At 74.9% G+C, this 18,023-nt stretch carries 14 protein-coding genes; 5 read left to right on the top strand and 9 right to left on the bottom strand.

Annotated elements, in window-relative coordinates:
• Nucleotides 1–41 precede the first annotated feature (41 nt).
• The 4 genes from ACE1OA_RS29355 to ACE1OA_RS29340 are packed head-to-tail and all read right to left on the bottom strand — an operon-like array spanning nucleotide 42 to nucleotide 4,302.
• Nucleotides 42–647 (bottom strand): GTP-binding protein, encoded by a 606-nt coding sequence (locus ACE1OA_RS29355; protein WP_356600734.1) that lies wholly within the window; start codon nucleotides 645–647, stop codon nucleotides 42–44.
• Complete coding sequence (locus ACE1OA_RS29350) at nucleotides 628–1,041, bottom strand: DUF742 domain-containing protein (protein ID WP_356600736.1); 414 nt, start codon at nucleotides 1,039–1,041, stop codon at nucleotides 628–630. Before ACE1OA_RS29350 ends, ACE1OA_RS29355 begins: the two co-directional genes overlap by 20 nt.
• Nucleotides 1,042–1,054: 13 nt before the next feature.
• Nucleotides 1,055–1,489 (bottom strand): roadblock/LC7 domain-containing protein, encoded by a 435-nt coding sequence (locus ACE1OA_RS29345; RefSeq protein WP_147977032.1) that lies wholly within the window; start codon nucleotides 1,487–1,489, stop codon nucleotides 1,055–1,057.
• Entirely contained in the window at nucleotides 1,486–4,302 is a 2,817-nt protein-coding gene (locus ACE1OA_RS29340; protein ID WP_432753617.1) for a nitrate- and nitrite sensing domain-containing protein, read from the bottom strand. Before ACE1OA_RS29340 ends, ACE1OA_RS29345 begins: the two co-directional genes overlap by 4 nt.
• A 413-nt stretch (nucleotides 4,303–4,715) precedes the next feature.
• On the opposite strand from ACE1OA_RS29340, the gene ACE1OA_RS29335 reads away from it, so the two are divergent.
• Nucleotides 4,716–5,138, top strand: a complete 423-nt coding sequence (locus ACE1OA_RS29335) for a hypothetical protein (RefSeq protein WP_432753616.1) — start codon at nucleotides 4,716–4,718, stop codon at nucleotides 5,136–5,138.
• An 89-nt stretch (nucleotides 5,139–5,227) separates the two neighbouring features.
• Here the strand turns inward: ACE1OA_RS29335 and ACE1OA_RS29330 are convergent, their stop codons facing one another.
• From ACE1OA_RS29330 to ACE1OA_RS29310, 5 genes are all read right to left on the bottom strand, one after another.
• A complete protein-coding gene (locus ACE1OA_RS29330; protein ID WP_432753615.1) occupies nucleotides 5,228–9,955 on the bottom strand; it encodes a hypothetical protein in 4,728 nt (1,575 codons plus the stop codon).
• Between the two features lie 47 nt (nucleotides 9,956–10,002).
• Entirely contained in the window at nucleotides 10,003–10,899 is an 897-nt protein-coding gene (locus ACE1OA_RS29325) for a hypothetical protein (RefSeq protein ID WP_356600744.1), read from the bottom strand.
• A complete protein-coding gene (locus ACE1OA_RS29320; RefSeq protein ID WP_432753614.1) occupies nucleotides 10,896–11,597 on the bottom strand; it encodes a hypothetical protein in 702 nt (233 codons plus the stop codon). The genes ACE1OA_RS29325 and ACE1OA_RS29320 overlap by 4 nt, the downstream gene beginning before the upstream one ends.
• Complete coding sequence (locus ACE1OA_RS29315) at nucleotides 11,594–13,120, bottom strand: hypothetical protein (RefSeq protein WP_356600748.1); 1,527 nt, start codon at nucleotides 13,118–13,120, stop codon at nucleotides 11,594–11,596. Before ACE1OA_RS29315 ends, ACE1OA_RS29320 begins: the two co-directional genes overlap by 4 nt.
• Nucleotides 13,121–13,374: 254 nt before the next feature.
• Nucleotides 13,375–14,079, bottom strand: a complete 705-nt coding sequence (locus ACE1OA_RS29310) for a GntR family transcriptional regulator (protein ID WP_384870775.1) — start codon at nucleotides 14,077–14,079, stop codon at nucleotides 13,375–13,377.
• A gap of 245 nt (nucleotides 14,080–14,324) precedes the next feature.
• Here ACE1OA_RS29310 and ACE1OA_RS29305 point away from each other — a divergent pair, with 245 nt between their 5' ends.
• The 4 genes from ACE1OA_RS29305 (at nucleotide 14,325) to ACE1OA_RS29290 (ending at nucleotide 18,001) form a co-directional block, all read left to right on the top strand.
• Nucleotides 14,325–15,548: an MFS transporter gene (locus tag ACE1OA_RS29305; RefSeq protein ID WP_432754106.1), complete on the top strand. Its 1,224-nt coding sequence runs from the start codon at nucleotides 14,325–14,327 to the stop codon at nucleotides 15,546–15,548.
• A 199-nt stretch (nucleotides 15,549–15,747) separates the two neighbouring features.
• Nucleotides 15,748–16,518: a LamB/YcsF family protein gene (locus ACE1OA_RS29300; RefSeq protein WP_432753613.1), complete on the top strand. Its 771-nt coding sequence runs from the start codon at nucleotides 15,748–15,750 to the stop codon at nucleotides 16,516–16,518.
• Complete coding sequence (locus ACE1OA_RS29295) at nucleotides 16,515–17,141, top strand: 5-oxoprolinase subunit B family protein (RefSeq protein ID WP_384870779.1); 627 nt, start codon at nucleotides 16,515–16,517, stop codon at nucleotides 17,139–17,141. The genes ACE1OA_RS29300 and ACE1OA_RS29295 overlap by 4 nt, the downstream gene beginning before the upstream one ends.
• On the top strand, nucleotides 17,138–18,001 hold the full coding sequence (locus ACE1OA_RS29290) for a biotin-dependent carboxyltransferase family protein (RefSeq protein WP_432753612.1): 864 nt from the start codon (nucleotides 17,138–17,140) through the stop codon (nucleotides 17,999–18,001). The genes ACE1OA_RS29295 and ACE1OA_RS29290 overlap by 4 nt, the downstream gene beginning before the upstream one ends.
• Nucleotides 18,002–18,023 lie beyond the last annotated feature (22 nt).

Genomic DNA, 18,023 nt, shown 5'->3' with positions numbered 1-18,023 from the left:
GGCACCGGGCGCGGTGTCCTGTCCGGGCGACAGGACACCCCCTACGTCGTGGCCGGCTGGCGGCCCCGGTCGGCCAGGATCAGGGCGTGCTCGACGACCGCCACCAGCACGTTCTTGACGGACTCCCGGTCACGGGCGTCGCACATCAGCAGCTCGACCTCCGGATCCAGGTCGAGCGCGCCGCGCACGCTCTCCGCCGGGAACCGCTGCGCGCCCTCGAAGCAGTTGACCGCCACGGTGAACGGGATGCCGCGCCGCTCGAAGTAGTCGATCGCGGCGAAACTGTCCTCCAGGCGCCGGGTGTCGGCCAGGACGACCGCCCCGAGCGCGCCCTGCGCCAGCTCGTCCCACAGGAACCAGAAACGATCCTGCCCGGGGGTGCCGAAGAGGTACAGGACCAGGTCCTCGCGCAGCGTGATCCGCCCGAAGTCCATGGCGACCGTGGTGGTCGACTTGTTCTCCACCCCGTGCAGATCGTCGACGGGCCGCCCCGCCTCGCTGAGGATCTCCTCGGTACGCAGCGGTCTGATCTCGCTGACGGCACCGACCAGGGTCGTCTTGCCCACGCCGAAGCCACCCGCGACCAGGATCTTCAGCGTCACCGGCTCGACGAGCGGCTTCTTGCGGCTAGAGCGCCCGAAGGCCATTGATCACCTCGCGGAGAATGCTCACGTCCGGCAGCTCGGCCGGCGGAACGGGGCGGGTCACATGGACGAGTTCGTCCTCGACGAGATCGCCGACCAGGACCCGGACCACCCCGACGGGGAGGTCGAGTCCGGCGGCGAGTTCGGCGATCGACTGGGGTGTCTCGGAACAGCGTTCGACGATCTCCACGTGTTCCGGGGAGAGCGTCTGGTCGCGACCGGGGTCGTCGGCGGCCGGTTCGGGCACCACGACGGCGATCAGGTCGAGACGGTGGCGGGTGGCGGTGCTCGTCCGTCCGCGGGTCATCGCGTACGGGCGGACCACCGGCCCGGCCTCGTCGTCGAACCAGTGGTGGGTCCGGACCGGTCCCCGGGCCTGCTGGTCTGCGTCAGTCATGCCGTCGCCCCACTCATCCTCCGGCGGACAGGCCCGCGCGCGGAGCCGTGGTGAGGTGGGCGCCGACCCGCTTGACCATCAGGGTCATCTCGTAGGCGACCTGGCCGACGTCCGAGTCCGCGTCCGCGAGCACGGCGAGGCAGCTGCCGTCGCCCGCCGCCGTGACGAAGAGGAAGGCGTCCTCCAGCTCCACCACGGTCTGGCGGACCCTGCCGGCCTCGAAGTGACGGCCGACGCCCTTGGCGAGGCTGTGGAAGCCCGAGGCGACGGCGGCGAGGTGCTCGCCGTCCTCGCGGGTCAGGTCCTGCGAGGCGCCGGTGGCGAGCCCGTCGCTGGAGAGCACCAGGGCCTTGCGGATGGAACCGACGCGCTGGACCAGCTCGTCGAGGAGCCAGTTCAACTCCCCGTTGCCGTTGGTGTGCGGTGCTGCGGCGTTCGGTGCGGTCATCGACCGTCCCCCTCCGGTGTGGTTCCTGGTGCTGTCGTCTCGGCGTTCTGCTGTCGTCCGCGCTGCCAGCCGCGCTGCATGGAGGCCATGCGGCGGCGTACCTCCTCGGCGTCGCGCTCGAAGTCGGCGTCCGCGGATCCGCCGGCCGGGTCGCCCCCGGTGTGCGCGGGCGGCTCGTCGCCGCGGTCGCCCGTCGCCCGCAGCTGGGGCGCGAGGCTGGCCTGGCGGACCCGGCGGGGCAGTCCGCCGAACGGGGCGGGTCCCTCCGGCGGTACGGGTACGAGGGTGGGCGGGGTGTCCCGTTCCGGGCCGGCCGCGGGCTGCGGGGCGATCGGCCGCTCGGCTTGCCTGTCGGCCCCTGGGCGGGCGGGCTCCGTCGCGTCGAGCCGGCGGCCGTGGTCGACCACGAGCGTGGGCTGACGGCGGCGGGGCAGCGGTACGGGCGCGCCCGGCGTCGCGCGGCCGGCCTGCGGGACCGGGCCGGTCCGCGGTTCGGCGGCGCGGCCGGCGGGTGCGTCCGCGGAACGCCCGGGCCGCTGGTCCGCCACCTGCTGGTGCTGTCCGCGGGTGGCCGCCGGGCCGAGACCGCCGCGCCGGCGGTGCTCGCGGGCGCGGAAGATCCCGCCGCGTTCGCTCTCGGTGTCCTCCAGGTCCGCGGAGGTGTCGGCGAGCTCGTCGAAGGCGGCGCCGGAGACGGGCGCCTCCAGCTCCACGGGTCCGTCGATGGGTCCCTCCAGGAGCGAGGGGGCCGGGTGGCGGGACGGGCCGGAGGGGCGGTGGGCGGTGTCCGGGACCTTGGTCAGCACCGGGCGCCGGGCGGGCAGTCCGGGTTCGTCGCCGCCGGCCTTCTCGTGCTCGGCGCCCCGCGCGGGCTCCAGGCTCTTGCGGTCCAGGCGGAAGCCCGACCCCTGCGTCTCGGGGGCGTCGGTGAGCAGCGCGGCCGGGATGAAGACCACCGCCGTGGTGCCGCCGTAGGGCGAGGTCTGGAGCGAGACGCGGACGTTCTGGCGCTGGGCCAGCCGGCTGACCACGAAGAGGCCGAGGCGGTCGGTGTCGGAGAGCTCGAACTCGGGGGTCTCGGCGAGGCGCAGGTTGGCGTCGAGCAGGGCGTCGGGGTTCATGCCGAGGCCGCGGTCGTGGATCTCCAGGGTGAAACCGTTCGCGACCCGCTCGCCGAGCACCTGCACGGCGGTGTGCGGGGGCGAGAACACCGTGGCGTTCTCCAGGAGTTCGGCGATCAGGTGCGTGAGGTCGGCGACGGCCGGACCGCCGACCCCGAGCCGGGGCAGACGGCGCACCTCGACGCGCTCGTAGTCCTCGACCTCGGCGACGGCCGCCCGCACGACGTCCATCAGCTGGACGGGCTTGCGCCACTGCCGGGAGGGCGCGGCGCCGGAGAGGATCACCAGGCCCTCGGCGTGGCGGCGCATGCGCGTGGTCATGTGGTCGAGCCGGAAGAGGTCGGCGAGTTCCTCGGTGTCCTCGGTGCGCCGTTCCATGCTGTCGAGGAGGGTGAGCTGGCGGTGCAGCAGCACCTGGTTGCGACGGGCGAGGTTGACGAAGACGTCGGAGACGCCGCGCCGCATGTCGGCCTGCCTGACGGCCGCTTCGACGGCGGCGCGCTGAAGGGTGTTGAGGGCCTGGCCGACCTGGCCGACCTCGTCGTCCTCGTACCGCAGGTGGGGCACCTCGGTCTCGACGTCGACGTGCTCGCCGGCGGCGAGGCGGCGCATGACGCTCGGCAGGCGGACGCCGGAGACCTCCTGGGCCTCCTTGCGCAGCCGGCGCAGGTCGCGCACGAGTTCGCGGCCGATCCGGACGGACACGATGACGGAGACGAGCAGGGCGAGGAAGCCGAGGACGCCTGCGACGCCCGCCTTCAGCAGGACGCTGTACGCGGCGGGCTGGACGCGGTCCTGGTAGCGGTCGCCGGCCGCGGTGTTGTCGCGGGCGAGGTCGTCGAGGACGGGGGTGGCCCGTTCCTCCCAGCGCTCTGGCGTGACGGTGCGCGGGCGCTCGGTGGCGCCGGCGGTGATGAGGTCGTTCTCGGCCTTGCGCAGCGGGGCGGTGGCGGGGCTCTGCCAGTACCGCTCGAAGCGCTCGCGCTCGGACGCGGGCAGGACTTCGAGGCTGACCTCGTAGAACTGGCGGCGGTTCGCCACGAGGTCCGAGACCGCGCGGACCTCCTCGGCGGTGACGCGGTCGGCGATGAGGGCCGAGACGACCAGCGCGTCCTCGCGGGAGAGGAGTTCCCGGGCGCGGACGACACCGACGAGGGCGCGGCCCTGCTTGTCCATCTCCACGTTCTCGAGGGCGTGGAGGGTCATGAGGAAGGCGTAGCAGGGGTCGACGAGCCGGTTGTAGAAGTCGAGGGCCTGGATGCGGCCGACGCTGCGGTTCTCCACGGAACGGCGCAGCGAGTCGAGGCCGTCGAGTGCCTGGAGCAGGGAGTTGAGCCGTTGCGAGGCGAGCGGGCGCATCTCCTCGCGGACACCGGAGTCCGCGGCGTTCGCCCGGATGAGGGCGATCTGGCGGTCGGTGGCCTCGCGCTGCTCGCGCAGCGCGGTGAGGGCGTCGGAGGCGCGCGGGTCGGCGAGGTAGACGAGGGACTGCCGGCGTTCCCTCTGCAGGACGCGGGCGGTGTCCTCGATGGGGTAGCCGACCTTCTCGACGATGTAGGCGACGTCGAGGAGCTGGTCCGCCTCGCGGCCGGTCAGCACCGTCGCGAAGCCCCACAGTCCGGTGAGGGAGACGAGCGGCACCAGCAGCAGCGCCACGATCTTCCGGCGGATGGACTTCCCGCGAAAGCGCATGGCCTCCCCCAGCTCGGCCTCCGCCCGGTGCGGAGGTCCTCCACAGCGACGTCCGGCGTCCACACACGGCGTCGACCTTCGATTTCAACAAACGGCGGCGCGAGCCTACTACTGCATCACGGCCAACTCGAAGGCGTGTCCGGACGATTTTCAGCCTCCCGAGTGAGCCTTGATCATGAGATGTCCTGGTATTCGGGGAGTTGGCATTCTCCGGTGTGGCGCAGGACACCTGGTCGGACGTCACTTTCTCTGCCATGGGAGATGGCTGGAAGTGTTCCTTCCGGCGAGAAAGCGGGGAAACCTTTTCGCCCTCTCGATCGTCTTTGGGTACGGGGAGCGGCATGCCCGCGTAAATCGATGCAAGCGGGGCAGCCAACCTGAAGACGTTCAGGGTTGTGGGGAGTGACGGAGCAATGGAGTACGAGGCGCGGTCGGCGCGACAGTTGTGGGTGGAGGACGAGAAGGCCAGGCGTCGGCTGCCCGATCCGGTGCGGACCGCCGCCGTACGGGCCCTGCTGCTCACGTCGGTGACGCTCATTCAGGGAATGGTGGCGTTCTTCGCCGCCGTCACGGGTTCGTGGCTCGCCTTTCCGACGCTGCTGACGTCGGTGGGCAGCACGGTCGTGGCGACCTGGAGCGTGCTCGACGTCTGGGTGACACGGCAGGTGTGGCGGCAGCGCAACGGCGTGGTGTCGGAGCCGAGCAGTACGGCACGGCAGTTGCGGCGGGAACGGCGGCAGGCCCGGAAGACCGGGCAGGCCCCGGCGGGCGAACGGGCCTCCGGGCCGGCGGGGTCCCGGCGCCCCGAGACGTCGAGCATCCCGAAGGCCGCCTGAACACAGCGGCTCACCGGTCGACGCGAACGGAAAAGCGGCTGGCCCGGCCCCCGTCGAGGGGGCCGGGCCAGCCGCTTTTCCGTGGCGGGTCAGTCCGCCGCGGCCGGCTGGGGCTCGTCGGCCTGGCTGCGGCGGAACATCCGGGTCGCCGTGATCTCGCCGTGCACCGTCTCGCCCTCCGTGCGCTGCTGGGGCAGTCCCGGGCGCAGGTGCTCCTCGACGCTGATGTACTTCAGGCCCGCGCGCAGGTCGGCGTCGTTGCGCAGCCGGATCACCAGCGGGAACTCGGCGAGCGCCGTGGTGTCGAACAGGCCGGTCGTGTAGAGCAGCTGGACGCCCAGCGCGTCCGAGACGGCCCGCTGGAGCTCCAGCAGGTACGTCGCGTTGGCGCGGCCGATCGGGTTGTCGAGGAACAGCGTGCCCGCGTGGCGGTGCTTGTCGCGGCCCCGGTCGTTGGAACGGAGCGCCGCCATCGTGCAGTACAGCGCGATCGCCGCGGTCAGCAGCTGCCCGCCGGAGAAGACGTCGCCCATCTGTCCGACCGGGACGCGCTCCGCCCGCAGGACGGCGTCCGGCTTGAGGATCTCGACGGCGACACCGCGCGGTTCGAGAGCCGCCTGGACTCCCCTGAGCAGCAGCGACATGCCGTCGCGGCGCAGGTCGGAGTTCTTCTTGAGGGCGGCGCGGGTCGCCTCGTCGACGACCTCGCCCAGCCGTTCGGTGAGCGTGGCCTGGTCCGGCTCCTCGAACCGGATGCGCAGGAACTCCTGCCCCGACCACTCGCCCAGGCCCTCGGGCAGCCGGGAGAGCCGCTGGGCGGAGCGGAGCGTGGTCAGCGCGGACTCCACCAGACCGCGGAGGCGGTCGACGATCGAGTCGCGGTTGCGTTCCAGCTGGGCCAGTTCGTCGGTGAGGACCCGCAGCCGGGGCGCGAAGGCCTCCGCCCACTTGGCGGCGTGCTCGGGGAGCGCCGCCGCGGGCAGTTCGCGGATCTGCTGCCGGGCGGGGGTGCGGACCTGCTCGTAGCGGCTGGAGTTGGCGTGCCGGACGAGGATGTCGCTCGCCTCGCGTACCGATGCGTCGGCGCCGGCGAGCTCGGCGACGCAGGCGCGCAGCGAGCGGCGGGCGTCGGCCGCGGACTGCCGGGCCTCGTCCAGGGTGCCGGGATACGGCTCGGGGGCGTCCTGCTCCTCCTCCGTGTGGTCGCGGAGGAGGTCGCGCAGCAGCGCGGCCGTCTCGCCGAAGCCGCTCGCGGCGTCCTCGGAGGCGCGGTGGGCGCGCAGCAGATGGGCGTGCGCGGTGCGCGCGGCCTCCAGGGCGTCGGTGCGCGAGGCGAGTTCGCCGGTGGCCGTGCGGAGCAGGCTCTGGGCCTGCTCGGCGTCGGCGGGGACCCGGTCCTCGGGCAGTTCGGTGTGCGCCTCGCCGTCCTCGGGTGCCAGCCGCTCGGCCTCGCCGCGGAGCCGGCCCAGCTTCTCGCTCGCCTCGGACGCGCGCGTCTCCAGCATCTGGACCAGGGACTCGGCCCGCGCGGCGGCGGCCTGGCGGGACGGGCCGTCGGCGCCGTCCGTGGACTCCAGGAGCTGCTCGGCGCGGGTGCGGACCTTGTTGGTGAGGCGGTCGAGCTCGGCGAGGGCGGCGGACTCGTCGCTCTCGGCGCGGGCCTGCTCGGCGCGCAGGTCGGCGCCGACACCGACCTTCTCGTACAGCTGGGACGCGGCGCGGTAGGCCTCGCGGAGGGTGGGGAGCGCGGTGCGCGGGGCGTCGGCGTCCGGCTCGGGGAGCTGGTCGGGGGCCCCGGCGATCTCGGCCCGCTCGGCCCGCAGGGCGCGGGCGGTGCGGTGGGCGTCGTCGGCGGTGCGCTGGGCCGCGCGGCGGTCCTCGTCGGCGGCGCGGGCCCGCTCCAGGCAGGTCTGCGCGCGGGCCTCGGACTCGGTCGCGTCGTCGGCCAGTTCGCGGAGCTTGGCCTGCCAGGCGGAGCGCTCGCGCAGCCGGAACGCCAGGCCGGCCAGGGCGTCGGCGGCGCGGCGGGCGCGCTGCGCGGCCTCCTGCCGCTCGTCCCGTACGCGGGCCGCGTCGGCGGCGGCCTCGTCGGCCTCGGCCCGTACGGTCCGGGCTTCGGCGAGCGTGACCGCGGCGGCCTCGGCCGTCTCCCGGGCGGTGGCCGCGACGGCGGAGAGTTCGGCGAGCATGCCGGGCGGGCAGTCGGCGCGCCAGGAACCGATCCGCGCGGCCAGCGAGCGGTCACCGGTGAGCCGGGCCGCGAGGACCCGGATCTCCTCGTCGCGGGCGACGGCGCGGGCGCGGAGGGCGTGGCGCTCCTCGTCGGCGGCCTGCTCGTCGTGCATGGCCGGGTTCGGCGGGACGAGGAAGACGTCGCCGTCGTCGCTCCCGGCTTCGCCGGGGCGGGGTACGGGCGCGAGCAGGGCGGCGGCCGTGCCGACGGCGACGGTGGACCGCGGCAGGAGTGCCGCCGTGGCGAGCACCTCGCGGGCGCGGGCGTACGAGACGGGGTCGGTGATCACGACGCCGTCGACGAGCTCGGGGCGCGCGGCGAGGACGCTGGAGTGGTCGGCCGGGTCGACCGCCTGGGCGAGGTAGCGCCAGCCGGGAAGGGCCGGGATGCCGTGCTCACCGAGGTACTCGACGGTGGCCAGGACGTCGGGGCCGGGCGGCAGCAGGCCGCCGTCACCGAGGGCGCCGAGGATGCGGGCGTCGTCGGCCGCGGCGGTGCGCAGGTCGAACAGCTGGCGCTCGGCGGAGGCGATGGACTGTTCGAGCAGGCGCCGCAGTTCGTCGGCGCTGCGGTCGAACTCGGTGACGGTGAGCGGGCCGTGGGGGGCACGGCCGGCGGGAGCGGTCGGGGCGCCGTCGGCGGTCTCCTGCTCGTCGTGCACGGCCGGGTCCGGTCGGCCCGCGCGGTCCTGGGGGGCGGCGGACTCCGCCGCCCGCTGGCCCGGGAACGGGGCGTGCGCGGGCGGGAGGCTCAGGAGTTCGGCCAGGCGGTCGTCGCCGGCGAGGGACTCGGCGGCGCGGCGCTCGGCGTCGTAGGCGTTCTCGGCGGCGTCGGCAGCGTCCGTGGCACGGGCGGCGGCCAGTTCGGCACGGGCCTCTGCGGCTGCGGCGTCACGCGCGTGGTCGGCGGCGGAGCGGGCGGCGTCGCGGGCCGCGTCCCAGGCGGCGACCGTCGTCTTCTCGGCGTCGCTCGCCGCCAGGGCGGCCCGCGCGGGGTCGGCGTCCGGCGCGGTGTCGTCGAGCCAGCCGGCCCGGACCGCCTCGACGGTCTCCTGTTCGACCTCGGCGAGGCGCTGGCGCAGGTGGCCGGCCTCGCTGCGGGCGCGCTGGGCCTCGGTCGCGGCGACGGTGGCGTCGCGGTGGGCGGTCTCGCCGGCCTCCTGGAGGGCGGCGGAGCGCTCCTCCTCCTCGGCCGCGTGGCGTTCACCGTCCTCGGCCGCCGCGTGCAGGGCGCGTACGAGGGCGGCGGCGGCCGTGGCGCGGGCGGCGAGCGCGGGGGCGGCATCGCGCTCGGCCTCGCGGATGGCGGCGGCCACGCGGCCGGAGCGGTCGCTCGCCGCGCGGTGGCGCAGCACGGCCTCGGCGGCCTGCCAGGCGGAGTGCAGGGTGCGGGCGTCGGTGAGTTCGCGGCGCTGGGAGGCGGCACTCTTCTCGGCGACGGTGAGGGCCAGGGAGGCGTGCCGGTAGGCCAGTTCGGCGGCGATGAGGGAGCTGCGGCCGCGGGCGTGCTCGGCGTCGGAGACGGCGTGCGCGGCCTCGGTGACCTGCTGGGCCAGCTCGGCGGCGCGACCGCGCTCGCCGGTGGCGCGGGCGGAGAGGCGCCGGGCCAGCGTCCGGGTGCGGCGCTCGGCGCCGGCATGGACGTCGCGGGCTCGGGCCCGGGTCTCGGCGGCCTCGACGATGCGGCCGAGGAGGTCGACGGAGCCGGCGGTGAAGTCGCGTTCGGCGGTGAGTTCGGCGCGGCGGCCGAGCTTGTTGCCGAAGCCGCCGACGAGGTCGGCCAGGCCGTCGGTGTCCCGGGTGTCGGTGACGGCGCGCAGGAGGAGGTCGGTGAAGTCGGAGTCCTTCTTGACCGCGAAAAGGCCGGCGGCCTCACCCTCGTCGGCGTTCATCTCGCGCTGGTAGCGGAAGAGTTCGGGGTCCAGACCGAGTTCGCCGAGGTGCTCGTTCCAGCGGTCGTGGATCTCCTCCCAGTACACCTCCAGGTGCGGGTACGCCTTGCCGGCGTCCGTGATCGCGTCGCGGAAGCCCTTCATGGTGCGGCGGCGGCCCTGGGCGCCGGACGCGCCCTCGACGGGCGGGCGTACGGAGGTGGCCTCGGCCACCGGCAGCGAGTCCAGGCTCAGTCCGGGACCCGGGCGGAACGAGTACCAGGCCTCGGCGAACTTCCGCGGGTCGTTGGAGACCTGGCGGCCGCGCCACTCGCTGGCCTTGCCGACGACGACGAGTTCGCCGGTGAGCGTGTGCTGCCACTCCAGGGCCACGTGGCCGCAGTCGTCGGCGAGCAGGAACTTGCGCAGCACGCCCGAGCTGGCGCCGCCGAGGGTGTTGCGGTGGCCGGGGAGCATCACCGAGAAGATCAGCTTGAGGAGGACGGACTTGCCGCCGCCGTTCTCCAGGAAGAGCACACCGGCGGGCGCGGGGCGGCGCGGCGGGCCGACCGGCTCCTCCTCGAAGAACTCCGCCTGGGTGGGGGCGGGGTTCGGCACGGGCGCGCCGACTCCGCGCAGGTCCAGGACGGTGTCGGCGTAGCGCGCACCGGCGGGACCGATGGAGTAGAGGCGGACCCGGGACAACTCGTACATGGCGGCGGACTCTCGTCGTCTGTGTTCTGCGTGGTCTTCGGGGGCGGTTACGCGTGGAAGGGCAGGCCGGCGTCGGCAGCGAGCTCCAGGTCGTCGCCCGCGGGCGGCGGCAGCAGGGTCGCCGAGCCGTCGCTGACGGGGACGACGCCGAGCTCCAGGAGTTCGGCCATGGCGGCGCTGCCGGCCATGTCGCGGACCTGGAGTTGGTAGCGGGCGGTGGTGCGGTAGGCGCCGCCCGCGTCGTCACCGGTGCGCTGGAGGAAGCCGGAGTCGGTGAGGAAGGCCACGGCCTTGCCGACGATGCCGGTGGTGGAGCCGGCCAGCCGACGGGCGTCCTTGGTGGCACCGGTGGCGCTGCGGCGCGCGTAGATGCGCCAGGCCGCCTCCAGGCCGGGCGCGTCGGTGGCGGGGTCGGTGTTCTCGCCCTGCTCCTCGGCGCGCTCTTCGAGACGGCGGCAGGCCTGGCGGACGAACGCGTCGACGCCGTTGACGGTGAGGCGGCCGATGTAGCCGTCGTCGGCCAGGTCCTCGGGCCGCGGGAAGGCCATGGCGGCGACGGCGAGGTGGGCGAGCCCGTGCAAGAAGCGGTCGGCGGAGTCGGTCGAGGCGCGGCGGGCGTAGTCGCCCATGCGGACGGCGAAGACGGAGTCCTCGCCGGCGGTGACGGCCATGCCGGCGCGCGGCGAGACCTCGAGGACGATCAGCCCGAGGCCGGTGGCGACGGCGTCGGCGAGTCGCGCGAACGCGGGGTCCTCGCGGTAGCGCCGGAGCAGTTCGGCGTACTCGGCGTCGCGCGCGGGCAGCAGCTTGGGCTGGAGCCCGAAGGAGACGAGCCGGGCCGCGTCGGCGGCGTCGGCGGGTGTGACCGCGGCGGGTCCGGCGGGCGTCTGCGGGGCCTCCGGCTCGCTCCACGCGTCGGCGTGATCTGCGTGGTGGTCGCTCACGGCTGGGGCTCCTCGGTGGTGCGGGGGGTCGGTGGTGCGGTGGGCGCGGGGTCGGCGGGCCGGTCCAGCGGCAGCCGGACGGGCCGGACGCTGACGGCGGCCCGGCGTTCCGCGCCGGCCCCGGCGACTCCGGAGGCACCGGCACCACCGGGCGCGAGGCGGACGGCCCGTACGTACGGGGCGGGGCTCCTGGGGGCGGGCGCGGGGATCGGGACCGTGCCGACGACGGCGCGCGGCCGCAGCTCCCCGACGGCAGGGGCGTCCCCGGCGGGGACGGGGGCCTCGGGCTCGGGGGCGGCTGCCGCCCGCGGCGCGGGGCTGGGCACGACGGGGTCCGCCACGTCCGGCACGGGCACGACGAAGGCTTCGACCGGCGGCGCGGGCGGGACGAGGGCCTCCACCGGCGCCACCCCTGCCGCCGCCGGCGTCGGGAGGCCGGCGGCGTGCGCGGCCGGGGCGCCCGGCAGCACGGCGGCCCGGGCCTCGGTCCGCGACGCGGGCACGGGCCGGGCGGGCACGGGCCGGGCGGGCACGGGCGGGGCGGGCAGCACGGAGGCCGGCGGCTGCGCGCCACCGAGGGCGACGGCCTCGCCGGCGACGAGGCCGTCGGTGGCCGGCCGGGTCTCGCCCGCGGCACCCTGCGGGGTCGCGGGCGTGGCGTGCCCGCCCGTCGGACGGGGTGTGGCGTGCGCGGTCATGAGGCCTCCGTGCGGTCCGCGGCCATGCCGGCGGCGTCGAGCAGGGCTGTGCCGACGATCAGGTCGGCGCCGCCGAACTCCGGGTCGTCGAGCTGTGCGCCGTCGTCGACCGCGAACAGCAGGCGCTCCTCGCCCTGCCGGTACGCCGTGCCGACGGGCGGGCTGGCGGCGTGCACGGCGAGCAGCGCGACCAGGTACGGGAGGTCCGGGTCGAGGCGCCGGGCGTCGGCGAGGAGCCCGGAGAGCCGGCGCGGCGCGTCGTGCTCCAGGTCCAGCAGCCGCATCGCCTGCGCCAGCTGCTCCTCGCTGAAGCGGCTGTCGTCGGGTGTGGCGATCAGGTCGGGCTCGGGCATCTCCGCGCCGAGGTGCTCCCGCTCGACGGGCGGGGTGAGGAGCATCTCGACCAGATCGCCCACGCGCACGGACACGGGGGTGCGCAGTCCCGTGCCGCGGGCGAAGAAGGCGTCCGTGACCCTGGTGGCCTGCTCGACGGGGAGCGGCAGCAGCGGGGCGACCAGCTGCCCGTACAGGTCTATCCCGGTGTACGAGGTGGGCGCGGCGAAGGCCTGCCGGTCCTGCTCGGCGCGGAACAGCGGTCCCGCCTCCAGGAGGCGGGACTGGAGCTGCGTGTGGCGGCGGATGCAGTCCTTGACGATGTCGACGAGTTCGGCGGCGCGGCGCTTGTGCTCCTGGTCCTCGGCCTCGTCACGGGCCTTGCGGATGTTGGTGAGGATCGCGTTCTCGTGGCGGTACCGGTCGGCGACGTGGTCCAGCGCCTCGGCGATCATGTCGGGGACGGCGTTGAGCCAGTCCACCGCGCGGACGTTGCGCCGGGTCGCCTCCAGGGTCTTGCGGAGGGTCTCGGCGTACTGCACGGTGCGGTACCGGGCCTGCTCGGCGGCGAGCTGGGCGTCGGCGAGGCGGCCCCGGCTGATCAGCACCTCCAGCTTCACCTCGGCGGCGATCTGGGCGCTGGTGACGTCGGTGTCGAGGGCGCCCACGAGGACGTTGACCGCCTCGTCGGTCGTCCGCAGGTAGACGCCGCCGCCGTACCCGGGGACCTCCTCGATCAGCTTGAAGTCGTAGTCGCGGCGGGTGTAGGCGCCGTCCGCGCCGAAGGTGCCGTAGACGGCGCGGAAGCCGCGGTCGACGCTGCCGACGTTGATCAGGTTCTCCAGGACCCAGCGGGCGACGCGCTCGTGCTCGGCGACGGCGCGGCCGGGGGCCTGGGCGGCGACGCGGGGCAGCAGGCGGGCCACGATCTGCTCGTGGTCGGCGCCCGTGTCGAAGTCCATGTTCAGGGTGACGAGGTCGATGGCGGAGAGTGCCACCTCGGCCATCGCGTAGACCGAGTACTCACCGGCCAGGTTCGCCTTGCGCGTGTCCAGGTCGTGCAGCGGCGCCGTGCACGCGAGCGCGCGAAGCCGCCGCGCGAGCCCTTCGTCGGCGGCCGGGCCCGGTGCGGGCCGCGGCCCCGCGCTGAGCTGGGGCGGAACGAAGTCCGTCGAGGCAGGCGAAGTCACGGAGCACAGATTAGGTCCTCGCACAGACAACGGTCGAAACGGCGCAGATGCGACCGGTCGGAGCGGGCAAGCTGGAGGGTTGCGCGGCGGCCCGCACGCCCCGGGAGAGGCCCCCGGGGCCCGGGCTGCCGCCGGCCGGACCGGCCGCCGCGGGCCGCGCGCCGTCGGCCCGGCGTCCCCCGATCGGGGACGACGCACCCCGGAACCAGATCGTCCGGCCCGCGCCCCCGCTCCCCGACCGTGCCCCGCCGCCCTCAGCCTCTCGGCTGGTCCGGCTCCTCGACCGCCCGGGCGTACACCTCGACGATCCGGGCGCGCGAGTCGTCGAGGTAGCGCGCCAGCAGCCGCTCGGCCGTCGTCCGGTCACCGGAACGCAGCGCGTCCAGGATCTCCCGGTTGCGCACGAGATAGGGCTCGTGCAGTCCGCGGGGGTCGTCCACGGTGTGGAAGGCGAGTCGGAGTTCGGCGAGGACGCCCCGCATCAGCTCGTCCGTGCGGGCACTGCCGGCCAGGGCGACCAGTTCGCGGTGGAAGTGGATGTTGGCGGTGGAGACGCCCTTCCAGTCCGCCGCGCCGGCCGCCTCCTCGCCCTCCCGGACCGCCTCGACGAGGCCCTCCAGCGCGAACGGCGGCTCCTCCAGACCGCGCACGACGGCGCACTCGACGAGGCGCCTGGTGCGGTAGAGGTCGGCGACGTCCTCGACGGCCAGCACCCGGACGAAGACGCCCCGGTTGAGCTCGTGGACGAGCAGCCGCTCGTGCGTGAGCAGCCGGAACGCCTCGCGCAGTGTGTTGCGCGACACTCCGAGCGCGCCGCCGATGCTGTCCTCCGACAGGCGGGTGCCCGGCGGGAAGAACCCCTCGGCGATCCGGGTGCGCAGGATGTCGGCCACCCGCTCCGCCGTGCTCGTACGCCCCAGCAGCGCCCGATCGTCGGCCAGTTCGTCGATTCCGCCCACGATGATCCGTTTCCCTCCGTCGTCCGCGGCCGAGTCAATCGCAGAAACGAGGACGAGACAACATGCCTCTTGTCGGATCGTTCAACAATCCTCTACGTTGACGACACCGCACGGTTCTTCGGTACGTCACTCAGGCACGCTCCTTCCCCTCTGCGAGGTGCAGATTGAGCAGGACCCAGCCCCACGAGCAGACCCCCCAGCGGAACCACCAGCAGACTCACGGCGAACAGGCCCTCGACACGGGTGTGTTCGCCTGGCTGCGCGCCCTCGGGCCCCGCGGCCGGCGCGCCTTCGCGGGCGCCTTCGGCGGATACGCCCTCGACTCCTACGACTTCTTCACGCTGCCGCTGTCGATGGTGGCGATCGCGGCCTACTTCGGCCTCGACAAGGGCCAGACCGGGCTGCTGACCACCGTCACCCTCGTCGTCTCGGCGATCGGCGGCGCACTGGCCGGCGTCCTGGCCGACCGCATCGGACGGGTGAAGGCCCTGATGATCACGGTCGCCACCTACGCGCTCTTCACCGTGCTCTGCGGGTTCGCGCCGAACTACGAGACCCTGCTGGTCCTCCGCGCCCTCCAGGGACTGGGCTTCGGCGGCGAGTGGGCGGTCGGCGCGATCCTGGTCGCCGAGTACGCGTCGGCGAAGCACCGCGGCCGTACGCTCGGAGGCGTCCAGAGCGCCTGGGCGGCCGGCTGGGCGCTCGCGGTGATCGTCTACACGCTGGTCTTCCGGTTCGTCGACGCGGACACCGCCTGGCGGGTCATGTTCTGGACGGGAGCCCTGCCCGCGCTCCTGGTCGTCTACGTCCGGCGCAACGTCGAGGACGCCCCGCAGGCCGCCGAGGTGCGCCGCACCGCCGCCGGACGGGGCTCCTTCTCCACCGTCTTCACACCCCCGCTGCTGCGCACCACCCTCTTCGCGGTGCTGCTGTCGACGGGTGTCCAGGGCGGCTACTACACCCTCGCCACCTGGGTGCCGACCTTCCTGAAGACCGAGCGGGGGCTGACCGTGGTCGGCACCGGCGGCTACCTGACCTTCCTGATCTCCGGGGCCTTCCTCGGCTATCTGGCCGGAGGCCATCTCACCGACCTGCTCGGCCGGAAGAAGAACATCGCGCTGTTCGCCGTGCTGTCCGCGGTGTGCATCCTCGTCTACACGCACATTCCCGCCGGGGCGAACACCCTGATCCTCTTCCTGGGCTTCCCGCTCGGCTTCTGCATGTCGGCGATCTTCAGCGGCTTCGGCTCCTTCCTCGCCGAGCTGTACCCGACGGCGGTACGGGGCACGGGACAGGGGTTCACGTACAACACCGGGCGTGCGGTCGGCGCCGTCTTCCCGACGCTCGTCGGCTTCCTCGCCGAGAGCTGGGGCGTCGGCGGCGCGCTGGTCTTCGGCGCCGTGGGCTACGCGCTCGCCGTGGTCGCGCTGCTCGGCCTCCCCGAGACACGGGGGAGGGAACTGGCATGAGCACCAGGACCGTTCCCGACCCCCGGACGGACGGACGCGCGCGTGCCCGGGCCCCGTCCGACCGGGCGGGAGAAGACCCGGCCGCGCGGGGCCGTTCCCGGGGGAGCACGGCGCCGGAACGCCCCGCGTCGCACGATCCGCACCACCCGCACCACCGGCGGGCCACCACCCGCACCACCGGGGAAGAAGGGAACGACCCATGATCCAGGCCGCGATCGACCTCAACGCCGACCTCGGCGAGGGCTTCGGCCGCTGGACGCTGACCGACGACGAGCAACTGCTCTCCGTAGTCACCAGCGCCAACGTGGCCTGCGGCTTCCACGCCGGGGACGCGGCCACCATGCGCCGCGTGTGCGCACTGGCCGCGGCCCGCGGGGTGCGGATCGGCGCCCAGGTCTCGTACCGCGACCTGGCCGGCTTCGGCCGGCGCTCGATGGACGTTCCGGCGGACGAACTGGCCGCCGAAGTGGCCTACCAGATCGGCGCGCTGGAGGTCTTCGCCCGCGCGGCGGGCTCCCGGGTCTCCTACGTCAAGCCGCACGGCGCGCTCTACAACCGGGTCGTCCACGACGAGGAGCAGGCCGCTGCGGTCGCCGAGGGAGTGCTCCTCGGCGGCGGCGGCGAGCTGCTTCCGGTGCTCGGCCTGCCGGGCTCCCGGCTGCACGCCGCCGCCGGGAAGGCCGGGCTGCCGGTCGTGGCGGAGGCGTTCGGCGACCGGGCGTACACCGCGGAGGGCACCCTGCTGCCACGGGGGCAGGAGGGTGCCGTCGTCACCGATCCGGCGCGGGTGGTGGAGCGTTCGGTGTCGATGGCCCGGTTCGGGGTCGTCACCTCGCACTGCGGTGGGACGGTCGCGGTGCGGGCCCGTTCCCTCTGCCTGCACGGCGACACCCCGGGCGCGGTCGGGCTGGCCCGGCGCGTCCGGGCGCAGCTGGAGGCCACCGGGATCCGGGTGGAGGCGTTCGTATGAAGGCGCGCCGGGTGTTTCGGGTCGGCGAGCGGGCGTTGCTCGTGGAGCTGACGAGCGGTGCCGAGACCGAGGCCTTCCACGCCGAGCTGCTGCGCCGCCGGGAGGCGGGCGCGCTGCCCGCCGTACGGGAGATCGTGCCGGCCGCGCGCACGGTGCTGCTCGACGGTGTGGAGGCGCCGGACCTGCTGGCCGGGCAGCTGCGGGAGTGGACCGTTCCGCCGCTCCGGGCGCGCGTGGAGAAGGCGGTCGAGGTGCGGGTCCGGTACGACGGTCCCGACCTGGCCGAGGTCGCCGGCCTGTGGGGGGTGTCCGTGGAGACCGCGGTCCGGATCCACTCGTCCGCCGAGTTCCGGGTCGCCTTCTGCGGGTTCGCGCCGGGGTTCGGGTACCTGACGGGCCTCGGCGCGGGGTACGAGGTGCCGCGGCGGGCCACGCCCCGTACCTCCGTGCCCGCCGGTTCGGTGGCGCTCGCGGGACCGTACACGGGTGTGTACCCGCGGTCGTCGCCCGGCGGTTGGCGGTTGATCGGCTCGACGGACGCCGTGCTCTGGGACGCGTCCCGCGAACCGGCCGCGCTCCTCGCTCCGGGCACCCGGGTGCGCTTCGTGGCGGCGGGCCGATGAGCGATCGTGCTCTCGCGGTCGTACGGGCCGGGGCGCTGACCACCGTGCAGGACCAGGGACGGACGCGGTACGCCCATCTGGGCGTGCCCCGCTCGGGCGCGCTGGACCCGGGGGCCGCGCGGCTGGTGAACCGGCTCGTCGGCAACCCGCAGGACGCGGCGGTCCTGGAGACCACGGTCGACGGATGCGCCGTGCGGCCCCGCTGCCCGGTGACGGTCGCGGTGGGCGGGGCGCCGTGCCCGGTCACCGTCGACGGCCGTCCGGCCGCGTGGGGGACGTCCGTGCGGGTCGGGGCCGGTGCGCTCCTCACCGTCGGCGCGGCCGTGCGCGGCCTGCGCTCGTACCTGGCGTTCGGCGGCGGGATCGCCGTCGAACCGGTACTCGGCAGCCGCTCCACCGACCTGCTGTCCGGGCTCGGCCCGGAACCGCTGGCGGACGGGGCGGTGCTGCCGCTGGGAGGGGACACGGCCGCACGGAGGTCGGTCGACACTCCCCCCTGGCCGGGCCCGCCGGACGAACTCGTCCTGCGGGTCCGGCTCGGCCCCCGCGACGACTGGTTCACGCCGGGCGCGCTGCGCACCCTCGCCACGCGCGCCTACCGGGTCTCCGCGGCGGGCAACCGCATCGGGCTGCGGACCGAGGGCCCGCCCCTGGAGCGGGCCGTCCCCGGCGAACTCCCCAGCGAGGGCATGGTCCTGGGCGCCGTCCAGGTGCCGCCGGACGGCCGTCCGGTGGTCTTCCTCGCGGACCATCCGACGACGGGCGGCTATCCGGTGGTGGCCGTCGTCCGGGAAGCGGACCTGTCGGCCGCTGCCCAGGCGGTCCCGGGCACGATCGTGCGGTTCGTCCCGGTCCGCTGAGCGGCCGGCGGCCGGCGCGGGG

This window comes from Streptomyces sp. JL2001, from assembly GCF_050917515.1.
In the GTDB taxonomy this organism is placed as follows: Bacteria; Actinomycetota; Actinomycetes; order Streptomycetales; family Streptomycetaceae; genus Streptomyces.
Note: the sequence above shows the minus strand (reverse complement) of the source record. Positions and strands in the feature narration are given on the sequence as shown.

Bases quoted from the DNA above. Each gene is read 5' to 3' on its own strand.
- ACE1OA_RS29300 (WP_432753613.1), top strand. From the start codon at position 15,748: ATGATCCAGGCCGCGATCGACCTCAACGCCGACCTCGGCGAGGGCTTC.
- ACE1OA_RS29290 (WP_432753612.1), top strand. From the start codon at position 17,138: ATGAGCGATCGTGCTCTCGCGGTCGTACGGGCCGGGGCGCTGACCACC.
- ACE1OA_RS29355 (WP_356600734.1), bottom strand. From the start codon at position 647: ATGGCCTTCGGGCGCTCTAGCCGCAAGAAGCCGCTCGTCGAGCCGGTG.
- ACE1OA_RS29330 (WP_432753615.1), bottom strand. From the start codon at position 9,955: ATGTACGAGTTGTCCCGGGTCCGCCTCTACTCCATCGGTCCCGCCGGT.
- ACE1OA_RS29340 (WP_432753617.1), bottom strand. From the start codon at position 4,302: ATGCGCTTTCGCGGGAAGTCCATCCGCCGGAAGATCGTGGCGCTGCTG.
- ACE1OA_RS29295 (WP_384870779.1), top strand. From the start codon at position 16,515: ATGAAGGCGCGCCGGGTGTTTCGGGTCGGCGAGCGGGCGTTGCTCGTG.
- ACE1OA_RS29335 (WP_432753616.1), top strand. From the start codon at position 4,716: ATGGAGTACGAGGCGCGGTCGGCGCGACAGTTGTGGGTGGAGGACGAG.
- ACE1OA_RS29320 (WP_432753614.1), bottom strand. From the start codon at position 11,597: ATGACCGCGCACGCCACACCCCGTCCGACGGGCGGGCACGCCACGCCC.
- ACE1OA_RS29345 (WP_147977032.1), bottom strand. From the start codon at position 1,489: ATGACCGCACCGAACGCCGCAGCACCGCACACCAACGGCAACGGGGAG.
- ACE1OA_RS29350 (WP_356600736.1), bottom strand. From the start codon at position 1,041: ATGACTGACGCAGACCAGCAGGCCCGGGGACCGGTCCGGACCCACCAC.